Origin of the sequence: Geobacillus stearothermophilus ATCC 12980, assembly GCF_030369615.1 — a bacterium.
Lineage (GTDB): Bacteria > Bacillota > Bacilli > Bacillales > Anoxybacillaceae > Geobacillus > Geobacillus stearothermophilus.
Map to the genome: position 1 here is coordinate 1,633,747 of NZ_CP128494.1, position 21,185 is coordinate 1,654,931.

12 protein-coding genes, 4 tRNA genes, 2 rRNA genes and 1 pseudogene are annotated in these 21,185 nt (G+C 53.3%); 4 read left to right on the forward strand and 15 right to left on the reverse strand.

All coding sequences use genetic code 11. The features are described from left to right. Nucleotides 1-24: 24 nt before the first annotated feature. The 8 genes and pseudogenes from QSJ10_RS08820 to QSJ10_RS08855 form a co-directional block, all read right to left on the reverse strand. Nucleotides 25-2,838: a tetratricopeptide repeat protein gene (locus tag QSJ10_RS08820; protein WP_049626616.1), complete on the reverse strand. Its 2,814-nt coding sequence runs from the start codon at nucleotides 2,836-2,838 to the stop codon at nucleotides 25-27. 153 nt (nucleotides 2,839-2,991) lie between these two features. Further along, nucleotides 2,992-3,303 (reverse strand): annotated as a pseudogene (locus QSJ10_RS08825) (IS701 family transposase); the annotation flags it as partial. Nucleotides 3,304-3,807: 504 nt separating this feature from the next. Further along, nucleotides 3,808-3,884, reverse strand: a tRNA-Arg gene (locus tag QSJ10_RS08830). A gap of 175 nt (nucleotides 3,885-4,059) precedes the next feature. Beyond that, nucleotides 4,060-4,130, reverse strand: a tRNA-Gly gene (locus tag QSJ10_RS08835). A 100-nt stretch (nucleotides 4,131-4,230) separates the two neighbouring features. Beyond that, a tRNA-Arg gene (locus QSJ10_RS08840) sits at nucleotides 4,231-4,304 on the reverse strand. A 10-nt stretch (nucleotides 4,305-4,314) separates the two neighbouring features. After that, nucleotides 4,315-4,386: transfer RNA gene (locus QSJ10_RS08845), tRNA-Gly, on the reverse strand. A 56-nt stretch (nucleotides 4,387-4,442) separates the two neighbouring features. Then, nucleotides 4,443-7,379, reverse strand: a 23S ribosomal RNA gene (locus QSJ10_RS08850). Between the two features lie 346 nt (nucleotides 7,380-7,725). Then, nucleotides 7,726-9,284 (reverse strand): 16S ribosomal RNA (locus QSJ10_RS08855). Together the 16S and 23S rRNA genes with 4 tRNA genes alongside form the textbook arrangement of a ribosomal RNA operon. Nucleotides 9,285-9,833: 549 nt before the next feature. Here QSJ10_RS08855 and QSJ10_RS08860 point away from each other — a divergent pair. The 3 genes from QSJ10_RS08860 to QSJ10_RS08870 all read left to right on the forward strand — a co-directional run bounded on the left by QSJ10_RS08860 (nucleotide 9,834) and on the right by QSJ10_RS08870 (nucleotide 11,445). Then, on the forward strand, nucleotides 9,834-10,292 hold the full coding sequence (locus QSJ10_RS08860) for a winged helix-turn-helix domain-containing protein (protein WP_434543316.1): 459 nt from the start codon (nucleotides 9,834-9,836) through the stop codon (nucleotides 10,290-10,292). A gap of 354 nt (nucleotides 10,293-10,646) precedes the next feature. Further along, entirely contained in the window at nucleotides 10,647-10,937 is a 291-nt protein-coding gene (yoyC, locus tag QSJ10_RS08865) for a protein YoyC (RefSeq protein ID WP_011231630.1), read from the forward strand. 64 nt (nucleotides 10,938-11,001) lie between these two features. Then, on the forward strand, nucleotides 11,002-11,445 hold the full coding sequence (locus QSJ10_RS08870) for an Hsp20/alpha crystallin family protein (protein WP_033014044.1): 444 nt from the start codon (nucleotides 11,002-11,004) through the stop codon (nucleotides 11,443-11,445). A 16-nt stretch (nucleotides 11,446-11,461) separates the two neighbouring features. On the opposite strand, the gene QSJ10_RS08875 is transcribed toward QSJ10_RS08870, so the two are convergent. The 4 genes from QSJ10_RS08875 to QSJ10_RS08890 are packed head-to-tail and all read right to left on the reverse strand — an operon-like array spanning nucleotide 11,462 to nucleotide 16,237. Continuing rightward, complete coding sequence (locus QSJ10_RS08875; RefSeq protein ID WP_015375239.1) at nucleotides 11,462-12,484, reverse strand: LacI family DNA-binding transcriptional regulator; 1,023 nt, start codon at nucleotides 12,482-12,484, stop codon at nucleotides 11,462-11,464. 56 nt (nucleotides 12,485-12,540) lie between these two features. After that, entirely contained in the window at nucleotides 12,541-14,067 is a 1,527-nt protein-coding gene (galT, locus tag QSJ10_RS08880; RefSeq protein ID WP_033014043.1) for a UDP-glucose--hexose-1-phosphate uridylyltransferase, read from the reverse strand. 2 nt (nucleotides 14,068-14,069) lie between these two features. Then, a complete protein-coding gene (galE, locus tag QSJ10_RS08885; protein ID WP_049624914.1) occupies nucleotides 14,070-15,056 on the reverse strand; it encodes a UDP-glucose 4-epimerase GalE in 987 nt (328 codons plus the stop codon). Next, on the reverse strand, nucleotides 15,053-16,237 hold the full coding sequence (locus tag QSJ10_RS08890) for a galactokinase (RefSeq protein WP_033014041.1): 1,185 nt from the start codon (nucleotides 16,235-16,237) through the stop codon (nucleotides 15,053-15,055). Before QSJ10_RS08890 ends, galE begins: the two co-directional genes overlap by 4 nt. Before the next feature lie 145 nt (nucleotides 16,238-16,382). Here QSJ10_RS08890 and QSJ10_RS08895 point away from each other — a divergent pair, with 145 nt between their 5' ends. After that, nucleotides 16,383-17,165, forward strand: coding sequence for an EcsC family protein (locus QSJ10_RS08895; protein WP_049624916.1), 783 nt, complete (start codon nucleotides 16,383-16,385; stop codon nucleotides 17,163-17,165). 58 nt (nucleotides 17,166-17,223) lie between these two features. Here the strand turns inward: QSJ10_RS08895 and QSJ10_RS08900 are convergent, their stop codons facing one another. From QSJ10_RS08900 to QSJ10_RS08910, 3 genes are all read right to left on the reverse strand, one after another. Continuing rightward, nucleotides 17,224-19,413, reverse strand: coding sequence for an alpha-galactosidase (locus tag QSJ10_RS08900; protein ID WP_053532460.1), 2,190 nt, complete (start codon nucleotides 19,411-19,413; stop codon nucleotides 17,224-17,226). An 89-nt stretch (nucleotides 19,414-19,502) separates the two neighbouring features. Continuing rightward, nucleotides 19,503-20,321 (reverse strand): carbohydrate ABC transporter permease, encoded by an 819-nt coding sequence (locus tag QSJ10_RS08905; protein WP_053532480.1) that lies wholly within the window; start codon nucleotides 20,319-20,321, stop codon nucleotides 19,503-19,505. After that, a complete protein-coding gene (locus tag QSJ10_RS08910) occupies nucleotides 20,321-21,157 on the reverse strand; it encodes a carbohydrate ABC transporter permease (protein WP_053532482.1) in 837 nt (278 codons plus the stop codon). The genes QSJ10_RS08905 and QSJ10_RS08910 overlap by 1 nt, the downstream gene beginning before the upstream one ends. Between the last annotated feature and the right edge of the window lie 28 nt (nucleotides 21,158-21,185).

Consider the following 21,185-nt stretch of genomic DNA (forward strand, 5'->3'; position numbering starts at 1 on the left):
TCAAGCACGGTTTGCACGGAACCATTAGACCGAACGGATTGATTTGTTTTCGTCCTGTAGCAATTGCACAGCGGCAGATGCCGCCTGCGCCAGCTGCTCGCATTGCCGCAAACGAATGTCAAAGAGCACGAGCGGGTCGCGGTACGCCTCAGGGTTTTTGCGCATATGTTTGAGCTCGCCTTCCTGGGCAGCGATCTCCAGCTCCAGCCGTTTCAACGTTTCATCGAGCGCCGTCAATGGCGCATGGAAAAATTGAGTGACATCACGCTCAAGCGATTTGGCAAACCATTCAAACGGCAGCAACAACTGCTGGATGATCGCCTCCACCACCTCAGCGTAATCTTGCGTCTGGATCAACTGCTTATACTTTTGCGCCAGCATCGCCTTGTTTTGCGCAAAAGCACCGAGCAGTTTGCCCGCCCCTTTCAACAGCAGCTGGCTTGGCGTTCTCCGCAAGAAAACGTTCACCTTGCCCACTTGCACCCCGTTGATCAACCGATCCGTATCGCGCCGCCAATCGGCGAGAAGGTGAAAATCGCATTCGAGCTTGAGTCGTTCCTGGCCGAACATGGCGTTAAACCCTTCGCCCATTTCATGCAAAAACACCTGGCATTCGTTGAATTCGTCTTCCGTCGCTGCAATCCACTGTTCCATGGCGCGGCGCAGCTTTGGCAGCGCCTCTTCATCAAGGTAAGCGCGAAGCCGTTCGTTCGCTTTGTCGTTCAGTTCAAGATGCAAGCGGGAAAAATCGCTGTCTTCGCTCACAAGATCCGCCATGCTGCGCAACAGATCGGAAATCGCCGTCAACAGCTCGCCCCGCATTTCCGCCAAGACGGTGTGGAACAACTTTGCCGTTTTGGCCGTTTTCTCCTCTTGCAGGTCGCCAAGCTGATGAATGGCGCCGCTCAGTTTGGCCGCCATTTCTTTTTTCCATACGACCAGCTCCGCCAGTCGACTTTCCGCCTCGGCTCGCTGCTGGAACAAATGAGCGATGAACTGGCGGATCGTCGTTAAAATCGCTTCCTCGCGGCGGACAGGGGACACGCATCGGCGCATCTCCTCAAGCCAGCCGACGAGGGCTTGCTGCTGCTTGCGGCTTGGCGCATGCGGCGAATAGACCATGACATTGGCTTCCGGAACGATCGTACGAACGTGCGCTTCCACTTCCTCAACGATTCTCGCCGTCTCCTCTTCATCCACCATCCCGTCGCCCGGAGGAAGCAAAACGCACATCGGCGCAGACGGCGCCCGCTCGCGAAGTTGCAACATCAACTGTTCATCGGCGCTAGAAAACGGATCCTCGCCGTTGAGAAGAAAAAGAATGCTGTCAGCAAGCGAAAACGACACAAGCGCTTCATGGTCGGATGAAGCGCTCCCGCCGAGCGGGCCGATATCCAACAAGACAATCCCTTGCGGCACGAGTGAAAACGGCGCCGTGCATTCAATGACAGCGTCATCGGAGAATCGGCTTCCGCGGCCGCCCGTTGCTTGTTGAAATTCGTCAATGCTCGAAAAAACGGTAAACTGGTCGTCGCTGATTTTCGCGACTTCCATCTCCCCGCCGTTTCTCCATGCCAGCACCGGCGCAGATGGCGCCGCCAACGCTGCCTCGCCGACCAACGTCCGCAAAAACGCCAACCGCTCATGGCGCGACGCCCCAGCGACCAAAACGAAATGCGTCCGCGAATCAGACAACTGCCGCACGAACCAGCGGAAGCGGAAATGCGAGCCCGCCCGCTGCTCTTCCGCCCAATCGGCAATTTCTTCAAATAGCGACACACCCGTTTCCCCAGCTTGCCGTTTCGCATGGACGAGCCGCTTAGCGGCGTCGTTGACCGTCTCTTCTTCAAACGCCTCAGGAAATTTCTCACTCCACGCCAACAAGGCAGCCGCGGCCACCGCTGTCTCCGGACCGTCGGCTAAACTTACCCAGCTTTTGACAAGCGGTGGCACCACTTCCACCAACTCTTTCAATCGGTACGGGCCTTTCATCAATCCTGCATAGGCTTCCCCTAAAAGGCCAGGAATTCGCTTCCAGTCGTAGTCGCGGCCGATCGACAACTCATCATAGAGGCGATTCCACTCCGCGAGCCACGAAAAATAGAGGTCACCATCCCGATACCCGTTCCATAGCGCCTGCACAAGCCGTTCAAACTTCACCCGATCCGTTTCGTACAACAGCGCCAGGCAGCGTGAAAACCGCGCAGGCGCCATCGTTCGCGCATGTCCTTGTTCCACATAACCGGTCAAGATGTCCACCCAGCGGCGCGCCGACGTCCGCACCGCCTCTCCTAAAGCAAGCTCGACGGCGCTTTCCCAATCACCTTGCTCCTCGAAAAAGGCGCGCGCCCATTCGGTCATGTTCGGATAATCCGGATACAACGTCACACCGCGCTTAATCATATCATCCGCTTTCGCGTTTTCCCCCAACTCACGGTAGAGCGAAAACAGGCGCAAAATGATTTCCGCATGCAACGTTTCGCTTTCCGTCTCAATCGAACGGTACAGCTCCTCGGCCAGCTCGAGCCGTCCAAGCTCATAGTAGCTGTCGGCGATATTTTTTTGCGCCCACGGGCGCAAATCGTCGTGATGGACTTGTTCCCATTTAAAAATCGCCGCTTCGTAGTCGCGGCGGTGGAAATACACTTCCCCTTGGGCAAAGCGAATCGACGACAAATCAGCGCCATCCCGATGCGCCGTGAAAAAAATATCGCCAAGCGCGCTGACAACGTCGCGTTCCCCCGCCTCGACGAGCGTCTCGTAAAATGTTTTATGAACAAGTTGCTGTTCAAACCCCATGTCGATCACCTGACTCGTATATTTGCCATGCATGTTCATTGTATGGCACGTTTTCTAATTTTATTTCTATCCTATACATTTTAACAAACTTTCGCCGCCATGAACGTTTCAATTTGTTTTCATTTGCGAGACAAAATTCGACCCAATAGGCGATGAGGCCAATCAAAGGAACTTTCAATGGTGGTTACGCCCACGAGCTTGTCGAAAAAAACATTCGCTCGACCAGCGTTGGGCATAGTGGCGCAAGATGTCTTCATCGCTTAGCTCCCGGTCGGTGCTCAAGACGCAGTGAAGATGTTCCGATGTCATCGGCTGATTGGCTTTCCAAGCGAGCAGCACCACCGCATGGTCGAGACCGTTGAGCGCTCCTTCGTAACGATAGACGCGATAATGCTCTTCTCCCACCGTGACGAGGTGAGTGTCATTCGGTTCGATGGAGCGGGCCAACTGCTTCGCTTGGACGGCAACGCCGTTCGGATAGAGAATCCGGTTCGTCTTGATGATGTGCTAATCTATTCATGAGACATGAACCTCCTTGTGAATGGTTTGGTAGCACATCTATTCTAACCAAGGAATCGGGTTCATGTCTCCTTTTTTGTTTCGATGTAAATTTATGTTAGTGAATTTGCTCATCTACAGTCAAGAAGTTATTCTGAAAAATGAAATAAAAAATCCTTCGTTTTGACCTTGTTAGGGTGCGAAATGTGAGTCATGTGCAAAATTTTTACGGATTATTCTGGATTTTGCACATTCTTTCGGAACGTTTGCACGCTCTTTCAAATGAAGATTTCTACTCTCACATCATAGACGAGAAGGAAAAAAAGAATCGCGGCAGGTAGATCAAACCATGATGGAACTCTATAATGCCCTGTGATCACCGCGCAAAATTCGTGCAAAATTTTTTCGGATCCTATCGTTTTTTCGAGATTCCCAAAAAATGAAAAACGACCGCAAACGCGGTCGTATCAAGGGCTTTGAGGATTTTAACCCGAACGAATCGTATGTAAGTGGCGTCCCAGGAGAGACTCGAACTCCCGACCGACGGCTTAGAAGGCCGCTGCTCTATCCTACTGAGCTACTGGGACACAATCCATTAGGAAACTCCAATATCCTCGCTGTCCCTTCCTCTACAAGCCGATTCGAAGAAGCCCGATGCGTCGGGGCAACTCGTAGCCATTTCAAAGATGACTTTGCTCGTTGCTCTATCCTGCTGAGCTGCTGGAACAATATCCATACGATATTCACGATAAAATAAAGGAAAGCGGGTGATGGGAATCGAACCCACGACTTCAGCTTGGGAAGCTGAGGTTTTACCATTAAACTACACCCGCATGATCAATATCATTAGGACTTGTCTTAGAAACGACTGCAATAAAAATATAATCGCTAATTGTTTTTTTGTCAATATCTTTTTTGAAGTTAGTTAATAAACGCGCTCGAGAGGATTCGAACCCCTAACCTTCTGATCCGTAGTCAGATGCTCTATCCAATTGAGCTACGAGCGCATGATGGAAAAGCGGAAGACGGGACTCGAACCCGCGACCCCCACCTTGGCAAGGTGGTGTTCTACCACTGAACTACTTCCGCATCATGAGAAGAATTCATTCCTTCAAAACTAGATAACCGTCGGAAGAAGCCGCTTATAGGTCAAGCCCTCGATCGATTAGTATCCGTCAGCTCCACGTGTCGCCACGCTTCCACCTCGGACCTATCGACCTCGTCATCTTCGAGGGATCTTACCCGCCTGACGCGGTGGGAAATCTCATCTTGAGGGGGGCTTCACGCTTAGATGCTTTCAGCGCTTATCCCGTCCGCACATAGCTACCCAGCGGTGCCCCTGGCGGGACAACTGGTACACCAGCGGTGCGTCCATCCCGGTCCTCTCGTACTAAGGACAGCTCCTCTCAAATTTCCTGCGCCCGCGACGGATAGGGACCGAACTGTCTCACGACGTTCTGAACCCAGCTCGCGTACCGCTTTAATGGGCGAACAGCCCAACCCTTGGGACCGACTACAGCCCCAGGATGCGATGAGCCGACATCGAGGTGCCAAACCTCCCCGTCGATGTGGACTCTTGGGGGAGATCAGCCTGTTATCCCCGGGGTAGCTTTTATCCGTTGAGCGATGGCCCTTCCATGCGGAACCACCGGATCACTAAGCCCGACTTTCGTCCCTGCTCGACCTGTCCGTCTCGCAGTCAAGCTCCCTTGTGCCTTTGCACTCTCCGAATGATTTCCAACCATTCTGAGGGAACCTTTGGGCGCCTCCGTTACCTTTTGGGAGGCGACCGCCCCAGTCAAACTGCCCGCCTGACACTGTCTCCCACCCCGCTAAGGGGTGCGGGTTAGAATTTCAATATCGCCAGGGTGGTATCCCACCGCCGCCTCCACCGAAGCTGGCGCTCCGGCTTCCCAGGCTCCCACCTATCCTGTACAAGCGATACCAAAATTCCATATCAGGCTGCAGTAAAGCTCCACGGGGTCTTTCCGTCCTGTCGCGGGTAACCTGCATCTTCACAGGTAGTATGATTTCACCGGGTCTCTCGTTGAGACAGTGCCCAAGTCGTTACACCTTTCGTGCGGGTCGGAACTTACCCGACAAGGAATTTCGCTACCTTAGGACCGTTATAGTTACGGCCGCCGTTTACTGGGGCTTCGGTTCGCACCTTCAGCCTTGCGGCTTAAGCGCTCCCCTTAACCTTCCAGCACCGGGCAGGTGTCAGCCCCTATACTTCGCCTTTCGGCTTCGCAGAGACCTGTGTTTTTGATAAACAGTCGCTTGGGCCTTTTCACTGCGGCTCTCTCGGGCTCATCACCCAAGAGAGCACCCCTTCTCCCGAAGTTACGGGGTCATTTTGCCGAGTTCCTTAACGAGAGTTCTCCCGCGCACCTTAGGATTCTCTCCTCGCCTACCTGTGTCGGTTTGCGGTACGGGCACCTCTCACCTCGCTAGAGGCTTTTCTTGGCAGTGTAGGATCGGGGACTTCGGGACCGATGGTCCCTTCGCCATCACGGCTCAGCCTTTATGCCAGACGGATTTGCCTATCTGGCAGCCTAACCGCTTGGACAGGCTATTCCAGCAGCCTGCTCGCCCTACCTTCCTGCGTCCCCCCATCGCTCAAACGGTGAGGAGGTGGTACAGGAATCTCAACCTGTTGCCCATCACCTACGCCTTTCGGCCTCGGCTTAGGTCCCGACTAACCCTGAGCGGACGAACCTTCCTCAGGAACCCTTAGGCTTTCGGTGCAGAGGATTCTCACCTCTGTTTTCGCTACTCACACCGGCATTCTCACTTCTAAGCGCTCCACCAATCCTTCCGGTCTGGCTTCAACGCCCTTAGAACGCTCCCCTACCGATGACCAACGGTCATCCCGCAGCTTCGGCGGCACGTTTAGCCCCGGTACATTTTCGGCGCAGAGTCACTCGACCAGTGAGCTATTACGCACTCTTTAAATGGTGGCTGCTTCTAAGCCAACATCCTGGTTGTCTTTGCAACTCCACATCCTTTTCCACTGAACGTGCACTTTGGGGCCTTAGCTGGCGATCTGGGCTGTTTCCCTCTCGACCACGGATCTTATCACTCGCAGTCTGACTCCCGGGCATAAGTCGTTGGCATTCGGAGTTTGACTGGGTTCGGTAACCCGATGAGGGCCCCTAGCCCAATCAGTGCTCTACCTCCAACACTCTCCATCCCGAGGCTAGCCCTAAAGCTATTTCGGGGAGAACCAGCTATCTCCAAGTTCGATTGGCATTTCACCCCTACCCACACCTCATCCCCGCACTTTTCAACGTGCGTGGGTTCGGGCCTCCAGCCGGTGTTACCCGGCCTTCACCCTGGACATGGGTAGATCACCTGGTTTCGGGTCGACGACGACGTACTTTTCGCCCTGTTCAGACTCGCTTTCGCTGCGGCTCCGCCTCTTCGGCTTAACCTCGCACGCCATCGTCACTCGCCGGTTCATTCTACAAAAGGCACGCCATCACGCATGAACGCGCTCTGACTACTTGTAGGCACACGGTTTCAGGTTCTCTTTCACTCCCCTTCCGGGGTGCTTTTCACCTTTCCCTCACGGTACTGGTGCACTATCGGTCACTAGGGAGTATTTAGCCTTGGGAGATGGTCCTCCCTGCTTCCGACGGGATTTCCCGTGTCCCGCCGTACTCAGGATCCGCTCGGGAGGGAACGAAGTTTCGACTACAGGGCTGTCACCTTCTCTGGCCGGCCGTTCCAGACCGGTTCGTCTACCCCGTTCCTTTCTCACTCCCACAATGAGCGGTCCTACAACCCCAAGAGGCACGCCTCTTGGTTTGGGCTGTTCCCGTTTCGCTCGCCGCTACTCAGGGAATCGCGTTTGCTTTCTTCTCCTCCGGGTACTAAGATGTTTCAGTTCCCCGGGTGTGCCCTCCATGCCCTATGGATTCAGGCATGGATACTGCCCCATTACGGACAGTGGGTTCCCCCATTCGGACATCTCCGGATCAACGCTTGCTTACAGCTCCCCGGAGCGTTTCGGCGTTTGCCCCGTCCTTCATCGGCTCCTAGTGCCAAGGCATCCACCGTGCGCCCTTTCTAGCTTAACCTACAGCGCTCTCGGCTTCTTCCTTATTGTCTAGCGTCGGCTCGCCGCCGCTCGGGGTCAAATAACCTTCACCTTCCGGGTGCAAGCACCCTTGCAGGCGAAGAACATTTGCCCATCGCGGCGAAACACTCGCCTCCGCTTTTCCGGTTATCTAGTTTTCAAGGAACGAGACTACTTCTTGAATTTGCTTCTCTGCAGTCTTGCGTCGAGGAATCCAGCTTCTCTGAATTCACTTGTAGACGCAGACGCAAAGCAACTGAAGGAATTTCTCATTCCCTCAAAACTGAACGAAACGAAAGCGCTGTGTATCGACAGTTGGCCATTGCGGCCTTCGCTTTTTCCCTTAGAAAGGAGGTGATCCAGCCGCACCTTCCGGTACGGCTACCTTGTTACGACTTCACCCCAATCACTTGCCCCACCTTCGGCGGCTGGCTCCCGTAAGGGTTACCTCACCGACTTCGGGTGTTGCAAGCTCTCGTGGTGTGACGGGCGGTGTGTACAAGGCCCGGGAACGTATTCACCGCGGCATGCTGATCCGCGATTACTAGCGATTCCGGCTTCATGCAGGCGAGTTGCAGCCTGCAATCCGAACTGAGAGCGGCTTTTTGGGATTCGCTCCCCCTCGCGGGTTCGCAGCCCTTTGTACCGCCCATTGTAGCACGTGTGTAGCCCAGGTCATAAGGGGCATGATGATTTGACGTCATCCCCACCTTCCTCCGACTTGTCGCCGGCAGTCCCTCTAGAGTGCCCAACCGAATGCTGGCAACTAGAGGCGAGGGTTGCGCTCGTTGCGGGACTTAACCCAACATCTCACGACACGAGCTGACGACAACCATGCACCACCTGTCACCCTGTCCCCCCGAAGGGGGAACGCCCAATCTCTTGGGTTGTCAGGGGATGTCAAGACCTGGTAAGGTTCTTCGCGTTGCTTCGAATTAAACCACATGCTCCACCGCTTGTGCGGGCCCCCGTCAATTCCTTTGAGTTTCAGCCTTGCGGCCGTACTCCCCAGGCGGAGTGCTTATCGCGTTAGCTGCAGCACTAAAGGGTGTGACCCCTCTAACACTTAGCACTCATCGTTTACGGCGTGGACTACCAGGGTATCTAATCCTGTTTGCTCCCCACGCTTTCGCGCCTCAGCGTCAGGTGCAGGCCAGAGAGCCGCCTTCGCCACTGGTGTTCCTCCACATCTCTACGCATTTCACCGCTACACGTGGAATTCCGCTCTCCTCTCCTGCCCTCAAGTCCCCCAGTTTCCAATGACCCTCCACGGTTGAGCCGTGGGCTTTCACATCAGACTTAAGAGACCGCCTGCGCGCGCTTTACGCCCAATAATTCCGGACAACGCTCGCCCCCTACGTATTACCGCGGCTGCTGGCACGTAGTTAGCCGGGGCTTTCTCGTGAGGTACCGTCACTGCGCCGCCCTCTTCGAACGACGCTCCTTCGTCCCTCACAACAGAGCTTTACGACCCGAAGGCCTTCTTCGCTCACGCGGCGTCGCTCCGTCAGGCTTTCGCCCATTGCGGAAGATTCCCTACTGCTGCCTCCCGTAGGAGTCTGGGCCGTGTCTCAGTCCCAGTGTGGCCGGTCACCCTCTCAGGCCGGCTACGCATCGTCGCCTTGGTGAGCCGTTACCTCACCAACTAGCTAATGCGCCGCGGGCCCATCCGCAAGTGACAGCCCAAAGGCCGCCTTTCAACCGAAGACCATGCGGTCTTCGGTGTTATCCGGTATTAGCTCCGGTTTCCCGGAGTTATCCCGGTCTTGCGGGCAGGTTGCCCACGTGTTACTCACCCGTCCGCCGCTGACCGAATCAAGGCAAGCCCCAATCCGGTCCGCTCGACTTGCATGTATTAGGCACGCCGCCAGCGTTCGTCCTGAGCCAGGATCAAACTCTCCAAAGAAAGTTGATTGGCTTTTGCTTCGGCCCATGCGGACCTCCGCTTTTCGTCGCGCTTCGTTTCGTTCAGTTTTCAAGGAACGACAGTTACTATTATAAACAATCTTTCAAAAATGTCAACTACTGATTCTCTTCTAACTTATTACCGCGTTCATTTCGTCGCGGCAATTATTCATTATACGCAGTGTTAACTATTTGTCAATAGTTTTTTTATTTCATGATTGTTCGATCGTTGCACTCCGACATTCCGTCGAAGCGCGATTTTTATTTTATACACTATCTCACCTTATGTCAACTACTTTTTTATATACATGCTCATTGAAAAGTTAACCTTCGCATAAGCGGTGCCCACTCCGGTTATACTGCTCCTAAGGAAAAGCATGGGAAAGGAGCGGAATTCTGCATGAAACGTCTCAACATCACCGACAACCATGGATGGACGCCCTGGAAACTCCGCAAGCAGGAACGGAAGATCAAAAACGCTCATCTCCGCCAACGTGTGATGGCCGTCCGCTTGGTCATGGAAGGCTATTTGGGCAAAGACATGGCCTCCATGGTCAACGTGTGCCGCCAAACCGTTTCCCATTATGTGTCGCTGTTTAACGAAGGGGACCTGGAACTCCTGCTTCATCGGGATTTTGCCCCTGGGCGAGAGCCGTTTCTCACCGAAGAACAGCAGGAAGAGATCAAACACCTTGTGTTGACCACGACACCCGCGGAGCTGGGCTGGGACATCGCTTCGGCGTGGAATACGAAGATCCTTCAATCCTATGTACACCACCATTATGGCATCTCCATGTCCCGCGAAGCCTTGCGAAAACTCTTGCATCGAAAAGGGCTTTCGTGGACCCGGCCGACTTACACGTTGGCGAAAGGAGATCCGGATCGGCAAAAACACTTCGATCGAACGCTTGTGGAAATGGCTGAAAGACACTGTCATTGCCAATGTGTTTCACAAAGATCAAAACGATATCGCCCAAGCCATTGCCCGGTTTGTGGACTACATCCATGAACGCCCTAAGGAAGTGCTACAAAGCCTAGGGTGTGCAGTGTAATCCAGAAGTTAACTTTTCAAGGTGCATCTATATAGGTTGAACGCTCTCCCACCTACGCTAACGCTTAGAGGTGGGAGATTTTGGGGAACACCCGCCCCACGGCAGGCTGTCAACCAAGCCATCCTCGTGCGTCCCACGGTTCGACTGCCTTACAACGACAGCAAACGAAACCAGCCCCCACTATCTTATCTACATTCGACTTGGCCTCCCGAATCGCTTCGACTGCTGTATGATATAATTTCTTAAAAAGAATATGTTGCAAGGAGCAGACCTCGAGGATCGCTATGTATATTTTAAGGAGGGGAGCAGCCGTGACCTATCCATTTTCTGCACTGCTTGACGGCTACCGCCGCCTTTGGCCGAACCGATCGCTGGCGGCCGGACCGCTTGATGAACAAGAAAGCCAAACTCTTTTGTATGAAACGATAAGGCAAGAGCTGCGCGATGAATGGACGCATCCGCGCGTGCGGCAATCGTCCGAAGTGAAGTTTTATTACGCCGTTAAGCGGGTGGCCGCTTCTGACTTGCCGGATGGCATGAAAGTAGCACTCATTCAAGCGTATTTGACGGTGATGGAACAATTGCAAGCCAATCATACATAAAACAGACGAATTCGGTTCACACTACTGAGCGAAAAAACATTTCTTGTTAAGGAGGATGGCAGTTATGGCGTTAATTCCGTTTGACCCGTTCCGGCACTTGGAATCGATTCGCCGGGATATGAACCGCTTTTTTGCTAGTGATTTTCCATCGCTGTTCACTCATATGGATGAGCAGCACTGGATGCCGCGCATCGACATGCATGAAACGGCCAACGAATACGTCGTTTCGTGCGATTTACCGGGGCTGGAGCGGAAAGAGGATGTGCACATTGACGTGCAGAACAACATGTTGACCATCAGCGGCACGATTCAACGCCATCACGATGTCAAAGAAGAACAAATGCACCGGCGCGAACGCTTCTTTGGTCGCTTCCAGCGTTCGATCACCCTGCCGGCGGATGCGGCGACGGAAAACATTCGCGCGACGTACAAAAACGGTGTGCTTGACATTCATATCCCGAAAACAACGACAGGAACGAAAAAACGCGTTGATATCGAGTTCCATTAATGCAGAAGGGAGCGGCTTATCGACCGCTCCCCTTTTCGTTGCCCTCGCTGCTTGAGCGGATGACGAGCTCTGTCGGCACGACGACCTTTTTGCAAATCGCTCGTTTCGTCGTCAACCGTTCGATGAGCAGCTCAACCGCTGTTTCACCCATAAATTCTGTGTATACTTTCACCGTCGAAAGCGGCGGGTGAAGAAATGCTGCCGTCGGAATATCATTGAATCCGACAATCGCCGCCTCTTCCGGAACAGCGATCCCGGCTTCATGCAGCGCACGCAGGGCGCCAATCGCCATCGAATCACTGGCAATGAAAAACGCCGTCGGCAAGTCGCCGCCTGAAACAGCCTCTTTCATCAGCCGATAGCCATCTTCAGCAGTGAAGGCACCGATCCATACATAGCGGGAATCATACAGCCCTTTGACATACAAATATTCGTAAAACGCCGCTTCGCGCTCATCGCGGATCGGCGTTTCCCCGTCGACATATTCACGGCCGCCGATATAACCAATTTTCGTATGCCCCAACCGAAGCAAATAATCAAGCACTGTCACCGTCGCTTGACGCAAGTCGATGACGACTGAATCAAACCGATGCTCATCAGGCGAACAGTCGACAAACACAATTTGTTTGGCCCCGGCGGCAAAAACCTCGACTTCCTTCGGCCCGAATTTTCCGACAGCGATGATGCCATCGAGCGCCTCCATCCGTTCAATCGGATAGGCACCGTTTTGTTTAAACAATTTGACGAGTTCAATGCCGCGGTCAAAACACTCTTTTTCCACTCCGAGGCGAATCGCCATATAATACGGGTCATCGATTTCCTGGCGCTCCGAATACCAGTGAATGAGCCCGAAGCGAAACGATTCGCGCGCTTGCTGGCTTCGCTCCCGCAATGTTTTGTAGTTCAGCTCTTGGGCGACTTCAAAAATGCGCCTTCTCGTTTCATCGGAAACGGACAGCGTTGCATCGTAATTAAGCACGCGCGACACCGTCGCGACCGAAACGCCGACTTTTTCCGCGATTTCTTTTAACGTAGCCATCGTCTGTTTGCGATCCCTTCCTTATGTTTCATATGAAACGCGTTTTTTCGCCGCATTTAAACAAGAGACGACATGCGCTCCACAGCGTGCTGCAGAAAGCGGCGAAACGCGTCCTTCCCTCGCTTGTCCCGCTTAAACACCCCGGCATGTTCCAACACGGTCACAAACCGTTGTCCGACTTCGTGCCGCAAAATGTCATGGACGTTGTCCTTCGTGATGTCCGGATAGGCCGAGTGAATGGCTTCGCACCAATCCCAATGTTTATGCATCGACTCGTCCCAGTCTTCTTTTTTTGTCCGATGCACGAGATAATCGGCCAGCGTCTCCAGTTCCACGGCAAGCCGTGCCGGCAGCACCGCCAGCCCCATCACTTCGATCAAGCCGATATTTTCTTTTTTAATATGATGCAATTCTTCATGCGGATGGAAAATGCCGTACGGATGTTCCGCTGATGTCCGATTGTTGCGCAACACGATGTCCAACTCAAACAAATCGCCGCGCCGCCGGGCGATCGGGGTGATCGTGTTGTGCGGAACATCGCCGCTGTAGGCCATAATCTCGACGCTTGGGTCGCTGTACGTCCGCCATGTTTCATACAAAAAGGCAGCCGCATCCAACACGTCCTCTTTTGGTCCAGTCAAACGGATGACGGACATCGGCCAGCGCACAATGCCGGCTGTGACCGACGGAAACGATGGCAGCGGGATACACTCTTCGATCTCCGCCTTTTCCATCGCAAACGGATAACACCCTCCTTGGAAATGGTCATGCACTAAAATCGAGCCGCCGACAATCGGCAAGTCGGCGTTCGAGCCAATGAAATAGTGCGGGAACTTTTCGACGAAATCGAGCAAGCGCTCAAGCGTCTTCCGCTCCATTTTCATCGGCACATGTTCGGCGGAAAAGACGATGCAATGTTCATGATAGTACACGTAGGGAGAATATTGGAAATACCACTGTTCATCCAATAACGTGATCGGGATGACACGGTGATTGGAACGGGCGGGATGACGCCACGTTCCTTCATACCCTTCGTTTTCTTTGCATAATACACATTTTGGATACGAGGATGACGGCATCTCTTTTAATTTGGCGATTTCCTTCGGGTCTTTTTCCGGCTTCGCCAAGTTAATGGTGATATCCAATTCTCCATAGATGGTTGACACTTTCCAGTGCTGATTGTTGGCGATGCGCGCCGTTTGAATGTAATTGGACGCTTGGCTCAACGAATAAAACCAGTCCGTCGCCTCCTGCGGGCTGCGGCGGTATCGCTCGTAAAAGGCGCGGATCACTTCCGACGGCCGCGGCATGACGCAGTCCATCAGTCTCGCATCCCATATATCGCGCTCGGTTGTGGTATTCGTTTCCAACAATCCTTGTTCATACGCCCAATCAATCATAGCGTCCAATACCGGGGCCGGCGAGGCCAAGGGAACGTCCTTGACCTCGGCCGGCTGCCATTCCGTGAGTCGGAGCGTTGCCAGCAGGCGGTTGCGCGCGTACACCACATCTTCCGGCGCTAAAAGGCCGCGTTGCTCGGCATAACGGATCAGTTGTTCAATCGCCGCAAAAATCGTTTCCATGTTTACACACCCCGATATCCGTTTGGCCGCGCTTTGTGCCACTCCCACGCCGAGGCGACGATATCCGTAATGGACAAGTATTTCGGCTCCCAGCCGAGCTCGCGCTTTGCTTTTTCCGATGAAGCGACAAGCCGCGCCGGGTCGCCCGGCCGCCGCGCCACGACGCGGGCAGGGATCGGGTGTCCGGTCACTTGCCGCGCCGCTTCGATCACTTCTTTGACGCTGAAGCCGTTGCCGTTGCCGAGATTGTACACGTCACTGGACGCTCCATTCCGCAGTTTTTCAAGCGCCAACACGTGGGCATCGACGAGATCAAGCACATGGATGTAGTCGCGGATGCACGTGCCGTCGGGCGTGTCGTAGTCATCGCCGAAAACGGAAATTTCCTCGCGCTGGCCAAGCGGCACTTTTAAAATCAATGGAATCAGATGCGTCTCCGGGTTGTGGTCCTCACCGATTGTCGTGCCGTACGCCCCGGCGACATTAAAGTAGCGGAGCGAAATCGAGCGGATGCCGTAGGCGCGGTCCGCCCATTTCATCATTTTTTCCATCGCCAGCTTTGTTTCTCCGTACGCGTTTGTCGGTTCGGTCGGATCGGTTTCGATGATCGGGATTTGTTTCGGCTCCCCATACACGGCGGCGGTTGAAGAAAAGACGATTTGCTTGACGCCAAATTCCTTCATCACTTCAAGCAGCACTTGTGTCCCGTACACGTTGTTGTCGTAATACTTCAGCGGCTCTTCCATGCTTTCACCGACCAATGAGTTCGCCGCAAAATGAATGACCGCCTCAATGTCATGCTGGCGAAACACCTTGCGCAAAAAATCGCGGTCGCGAATATCGCCTTGGCAAAACACAGCATCACGGTGAACCGCCTCCCGGTGCCCCGTCTGCAAGTTATCCACCACGACCACGCGCTCCCCTTTTTCAAGCAGACGGTACACCGCATGGCTGCCGATATACCCTGCCCCTCCGCAAACCAAAATCATCGGCTCATCTCCTCCAGTTCCGTGAGTTCTCTCGCCCCGTCACCAACGTCAACGACATAAAAGCTTGCTTCATAACCGATTTTTTCGGCATACGCGTTTCCGACCCGTTCAATGAAATCTTGAACGCATGCCTTTTTCACAATGTTCACCGTGCAGCCGCCGAATCCGGCTCCGGTCATGCGCGCCCCGACCGTTCCTTCGTGCGACCATGCGGCCTCCACGAGCGTATCAAGTTCGGCTCCGGTTACTTCATAGTCATGGCGCAGCGACAAATGCGACTGTTTCATCAACTCGCCAAAGCGGACGAGGTCTCCCTGCTCAAGCGCCTGGGCGGCTTCAAGCGTCCGCTCGTTTTCCGTCACCGCATGGCGAGCCCGCTTTCGTTCAAGCGGAGAAAGAAGATGTTCATAACGGGCCAGCTCTGCGCTTGTCAGCTCGCCGAGCGAGGCGATGTTCCGCACGCTTTGCAGCTTCGCGAGCGCCGCCTCGCACGTCGCCCGCCGCTCGTTGTACGCCGAGTCCGCCAGGCCGCGCTTTTTGTTTGTGTTCGCGATGACAATCGAACAATCGTTGAGCACGAGCGGCAAATAGCGGTGCTCGAGCGTCTGGCAGTTTAACAGAATGGCGCAATCTTGTTTCCCCATGCCGACGGCAAACTGATCCATAATGCCGCAATTGACGCCGATGTATTTATTTTCTACGGTTTGGCTCATTTTCACAAGCTCTAGCTGATCAAGCCCGCGCCTGAACAGTTCGTTGAGCATCACCGCGGTCACAAGCTCAATCGACGCGGATGACGACAGTCCTGCGCCGTTCGGGATCGTGCCGTAATACAAAATGTCCAATCCGGTCTCAAGCGGACGTAACGCTTGAAACGCGGCCAAGATCCCTTTCGGGTAGTTCGCCCAACCGTGCTCGCTCTGGTATGACAAGTCATCGTAAGAGACCGTGATCACTCCCGTTTCCGGGAAGTTTTGCGAATAAAAGCGGACAAACGGCTCATCCGTTTGCCGGACAAGCGCATACGTGCCGATCGCAAGCGCGCACGGCAGCACATGCCCGCCGTTGTAATCCGTATGCTCACCGATCAAATTGACGCGGCCGGGGGCGAAGAAAGCGCGGATGCCTTCGCCCAAGCCGCCGAAAAGTTCGATAAATTGCTGTTTTAAGATGGGGATCATGAGAGGGCCTCCTTCAAGTCTTTATAGTAAATATTCTAGTTAATAATTTACTAAAAATCAACAGCAAAACAAAATCTTTTTTAATACGTATAATCGTTTGAGCATTTATTCACCTTAATAAATATAGGAAGGAGGCGGAGCGGAGATGGAAACGCGACAGATGTTGAAACAAGAACTCCAAACCATCACCCACTGGGAACACTCCCAAAAAGACCTATGGTTTTGGGAAAAGCTCGGCCGCTTGCCGTTTCAAGTGCTCGATAAGCTGACGCCAAAAGCCGTCCATCGAAAACTCGGGCAGCTGCTTGATGAATTGGGCAGCTATATTCAAAGCGGCGGGCAATACTTAGTGAATGAAGGAAAGGTATTGGACAAGCTTGGCGTATCGTCGTTGGCCGAAGTGCCGCACTTGCCGCTTGCGACGATGGATCGCGTTTGCGACGAGTTGATCGATGAGCGCGTCACGTTCGCCCAGCTGCAAGGGGCGGCGACTGGAATGGGCGGGGCGCTGACGCTGGCGGTGGACATCCCAGCGCTTCTCGGCTTAGCGCTGAAAACGCTGCAAGAGATCGCCATCGTGTACGGATATGACCCGAAGGAAAAAGAGGAGCGCGTGTTTGTCGTCAAATGCCTGCAGTTTGCCACGGCGGACATCGTCGGGAAAAAAGCGATTTTGGACGAACTTTCGTCGTTCTCCAATGAACGCGGGCGCGTCTTTTCCGAACTGCAAGGCTGGCGGGAAGTGATGATGACGTTCCGTGACCAATACGGGTGGAAAAAGCTGTTTCAAGCCGTTCCGATCATCGGTGTCATTTTCGGTTCGCTGTTTAACAAATCGTTTATGGAAGACATCGCCGAAACCGGGAAGATGCTCTATCGGAAGCGTCGCATCATCGAGAAGCTCAAACAGTTTGAACCCGGCATCTAAGACACCGGGTTCAATTCGTTTATGACTGGTGCATAGGCTCGAGCGACAGCATCCCTTCTTATCGTTGAACAGCTTTCAATCGCCACATCATGCTGATAAAATCGCCCAAGCGGTGCGGCACCGCCACTCCGGCATACATCAGCTCGTCGCCGCCGTAGACGCCAAGGCCTTCGATTTCATAGTCTTGATTCGGGTCAAGCCCTTTTAAGCGCAAGTGCGACAGCGGGGCGTTCGCTTCGGCCAGAACGCGGAAGTAGGCGACGAGCGCTTCCGACTGATCTTCCGAGACGAACATCCATGCCGCCTCGTTGCCTTCAAACGGGCTGAGCAGCCGATAAAACGTGCCGAACTGGACGAGGCGGCGCACATCTTTGTAAAACGCGACTTGTTCCTTAATGATTTGTTTTTCTGTTTCCGTCAATTTCGTGATATCGAGCTCATAGCCGAAGTTGCCTGACATCGCCACATGGCCGCGCGTCTTGAGGGACGTCACCCGCCCGACTTGATGGTTCGGCACGGCCGAGACGTGGGCGCCCATGGCGCTCACTGGGTAAACGAGGCTTGTACCGTACTGGATTTTCAGGCGCGAGACAGCGTCAGTGTTGTCGCTCGTCCATGTTTGCGGCATATAATAGAGAATCCCCGGGTCAAACCGCCCTCCGCCTCCGGAGCAGCTTTCAAACAAAATGTGCGGAAAACGCGCGGTGATCTCGTCCATCACGCGATAGAGCCCAAGCATATAGCGGTGCGACGTTTCGCGCTGGCGCTCGGGCGGCAGGGCGGCCGAACCGATTTCCGTCATATGGCGGTTCATGTCCCATTTCACATAAGTGATGGGGGCGCTCGCAAGCACGTTCGAGATCGTTTCAATCATATAGTCGCACACGTCTTGGCGGGAATAATCGAGCACAAGCTGGTTCCGTCCTTCAGAGCGCGGGCGGTTCGGCACATGGAGACACCAGTCGGGATGTTTCCGATACAGCTCGCTGTTTGGCGACACCATTTCCGGTTCGATCCATAAGCCGAACTGCAGCCCGAGTTCGTTCACTTGTTTCACCAGTCCGTTCAGGCCGTTGGGGAGTTTGCGCCGATTGACCACCCAATCACCGAGGGAACGGCGGTCGTCATCGCGTTCGCCAAACCAGCCGTCGTCAAGCACAAACAGTTCGATGCCAAGCTCCGCCGCTGTTCGGGCGATATTCATGATCTTTTCTTCATTGAAGTCAAAATACGTTGCTTCCCAGTTATTGATCAAGATCGGGCGTTCGCGGTCGCGGAACGCGCCGCGCGCTAGGCGGGTGCGGTACAGTTCGTGGTACGTTTGCGACATTCCATTTAACCCTTGATCGGAGTAGACCATAACGACTTCCGGCGTTTGGAACGACTCGCCCGGTTCCAATAGCCACGTAAAATCAAACGGATTGATGCCCATCGAGACGCGGGCAGTGCGGAACTGGTCCACCTCGACTTGGGCGAGGAAATTGCCGCTGTACACCAAGCTGAACCCGTACACTTCGCCTTGGTGTTCATCGACGTTTTTGGCAGCGAGCGCAATAAACGGATTTTGTTGGTGGCTGCTCGCGCCGCGGCGGCTTTCCGCCGCTTGCACGCCGGTCAGAAGCGGGAGCCGCTCGATCCAGCGCTCGCGCCCCCACGCTCCGGGGAGATGGATCCAATCATAGTCAGCAGTTGGGAAATCGACGCTCATACTGAGCGCGCGCAGTAGCTTTAACCGCTCGCCGCCTTTGTTTTCAAAATGGGCCGCACGCGTGATGACGTTCCATTTTTTATACGCCGTATACTGCAACGTGACTTCTAGACCGATCAGCGCATCTAAAAGGACAATTTCGAGCGTCTCCGCTTCCTGTTCATGCTCCACGTATGTCGCCGGCAGCCCGTTCAGTCTAGGCTTCCCTTTGTAAATGCGGTGCGTTTTGTAGCGCAAATCGGTCACCGTCGAGCCATTCTCAAGCTGCACTTGATACGCCGGAGCCCGGAAATCGGTATTCCCATAGGCTGGGTATTCTTGTGGCAGCGTATCGAGCGAAAACGTGCGGTCGGATGGGTCGGGGCTAGGGGAAAACGCGCGATCGAGCCGCGGAAACGCCTCCGCGCCCCGAACAGCGCGCACCGCTTTTCCCCAATAAACATGCGCCAAATAGCCGGAGCGAACGATCTGCATGACATATGTTGTGTCATTGGCTTTGAGATAAAACGTTTTATTGGTTGGATCAAATACAATTGCCATATCGTTATCCTCCTAAACAAGATTCTTCACTCTGTGAACACAAACGTAAACGGACAAATACGCGCAAACCGGCTTGTTCTTATGCACGTTTACTTGATTGCCCCTCTTGTGACACCGCCAATAATCCATTTTTGGGCAAACAAGTAGACGATGATCATCGGAGACAACGCCATTAAATAGGAAGCGAACGCTAAGTTGTAGTCCGTGCCGAACTTGGACTGAAATACATATTGAACCAACGGAAGCGTCATATCGGACTGGTCGCTCAGCACAATCAACGGCAATAAAAAGTCATTCCATGCCCATAGACAAGTCAGAATGGCAACGGTAGCGTTAATCGGCGCCATAAGCGGGAAAACCACGCGCCAAAACACGCCCCATGTACTGCACCCATCCATAATCGCCGCTTCTTCCAACTCCTTTGGAATCGAACGGATATACCCGACGTAAATAAAGATATTAAACGCAATACCATAGACGACATACAGAAAAACGAGTCCGCTGGGATTATTCATCCCGAATGCGGATGTTTGCTTGACAATCGGCAACATAATAATCGGAAACGGAATAAACAAGGCGCTGACAAAGTAATAATATAAAAACCTAAAAAATTTCCGGTGCATATTGCGAGCAATGGCATAAGCGACCATCGAATTCGTTATAATGGTCAAAACAACGGTGGTTACTGTGATAAATGCGCTGTTTTTAAACGCTTGAAAAAAGTTCGTGGCCTCGATCGCTTTTGCAAAATTTTCCACATGCAGGCCGACCGGCAGCGACAGCACTGAGTCTGCCAACTCCTCCGGCGTTTTTAACGCGATGGACACCGTCATGTACAAAGGAAACAAAATGAACAGCGCCCCGACCGCAATCAACAATGTGGCAACCCAGTTTGTTTTCTTGGCCATCACATATCCACTTCCCGTTTTTGTAAAAATTTAATCTGCAGAATCGATACCGCCATAATGACAATAAAGTAAATGACCGAGTTCGCAGATTGGTAAGCAAACTCCCCGCCCTGAAATCCGCCGTTGTAAATGAGCAATGAAATCGATTCAGTAGCCCGTCCGGGCCCCCCACCTGTCAACGCCACAACTTGGTCAAATACCATTAAAAAGTTTTTCATCGCCAACACCATATTGATCGTAAAAAACGGCGCAATCATCGGAAACGTAATATGCCGGAAATTTTGCCATTTACTCGCTCCGTCTAGGCTAGAAGCCTCATACAGCTCTGAGGGAACCGTTTGCAGTCCCGCCAAATATAAAATCGTATTAAGGGCGCACGCCTGCCATACGGCGACAATGACAATGCCGACCCATGCCCATTTTTCGCTTCCTAAAATATTCGTCGAAAGCGCCTCAATCCCCAGTTTCTCTCCCCATAAAGGGAGCACGTTAGCAAACAAGTAGTTGAAAATATAGCCTACAATCAGCACGCTTAAAACATTCGGCAAAAAATACACGGCGCGGAAAAAATTTTTGAACTTAATTTTTTCATTCAACCCTATAACGATCGCTAAACTGAGCACATTGACGAGCACGGTCGACACAATGGCAAACTGAAATGTAAACAAGTACGAATGCCATACGTTTTCGTCCCGAAACAAGTAGTAGTAATTTTTCAATCCAACAAAGTCGTACGTTAAGCTTAATCCGTCCCAATTGGTAAAGGAATAGAAAATGCCTTGGAGGGCCGGAAAGGTGTGAAATACCGCAAATAACACGACAGCCGGTACGGTCATCAAGTAAATCGCGATGTTTTTCGGTTTT

Coding starts and splice junctions, on each gene's coding strand:
- QSJ10_RS08860 (WP_434543316.1), top strand. CDS start 9,834: ATGGTCAACGTGTGCCGCCAAACCGTTTCCCATTATGTGTCGCTGTTT.
- QSJ10_RS08820 (WP_049626616.1), bottom strand. CDS start 2,838: ATGAACATGCATGGCAAATATACGAGTCAGGTGATCGACATGGGGTTT.
- galE (WP_049624914.1), bottom strand. CDS start 15,056: ATGATTTTGGTTTGCGGAGGGGCAGGGTATATCGGCAGCCATGCGGTG.
- galT (WP_033014043.1), bottom strand. CDS start 14,067: ATGGAAACGATTTTTGCGGCGATTGAACAACTGATCCGTTATGCCGAG.
- QSJ10_RS08900 (WP_053532460.1), bottom strand. CDS start 19,413: ATGGCAATTGTATTTGATCCAACCAATAAAACGTTTTATCTCAAAGCC.
- QSJ10_RS08870 (WP_033014044.1), top strand. CDS start 11,002: ATGGCGTTAATTCCGTTTGACCCGTTCCGGCACTTGGAATCGATTCGC.
- QSJ10_RS08875 (WP_015375239.1), bottom strand. CDS start 12,484: ATGGCTACGTTAAAAGAAATCGCGGAAAAAGTCGGCGTTTCGGTCGCG.
- QSJ10_RS08895 (WP_049624916.1), top strand. CDS start 16,383: ATGGAAACGCGACAGATGTTGAAACAAGAACTCCAAACCATCACCCAC.
- QSJ10_RS08890 (WP_033014041.1), bottom strand. CDS start 16,237: ATGATCCCCATCTTAAAACAGCAATTTATCGAACTTTTCGGCGGCTTG.
- QSJ10_RS08905 (WP_053532480.1), bottom strand. CDS start 20,321: ATGGCCAAGAAAACAAACTGGGTTGCCACATTGTTGATTGCGGTCGGG.
- QSJ10_RS08910 (WP_053532482.1), bottom strand. CDS start 21,157: ATGACCGTACCGGCTGTCGTGTTATTTGCGGTATTTCACACCTTTCCG.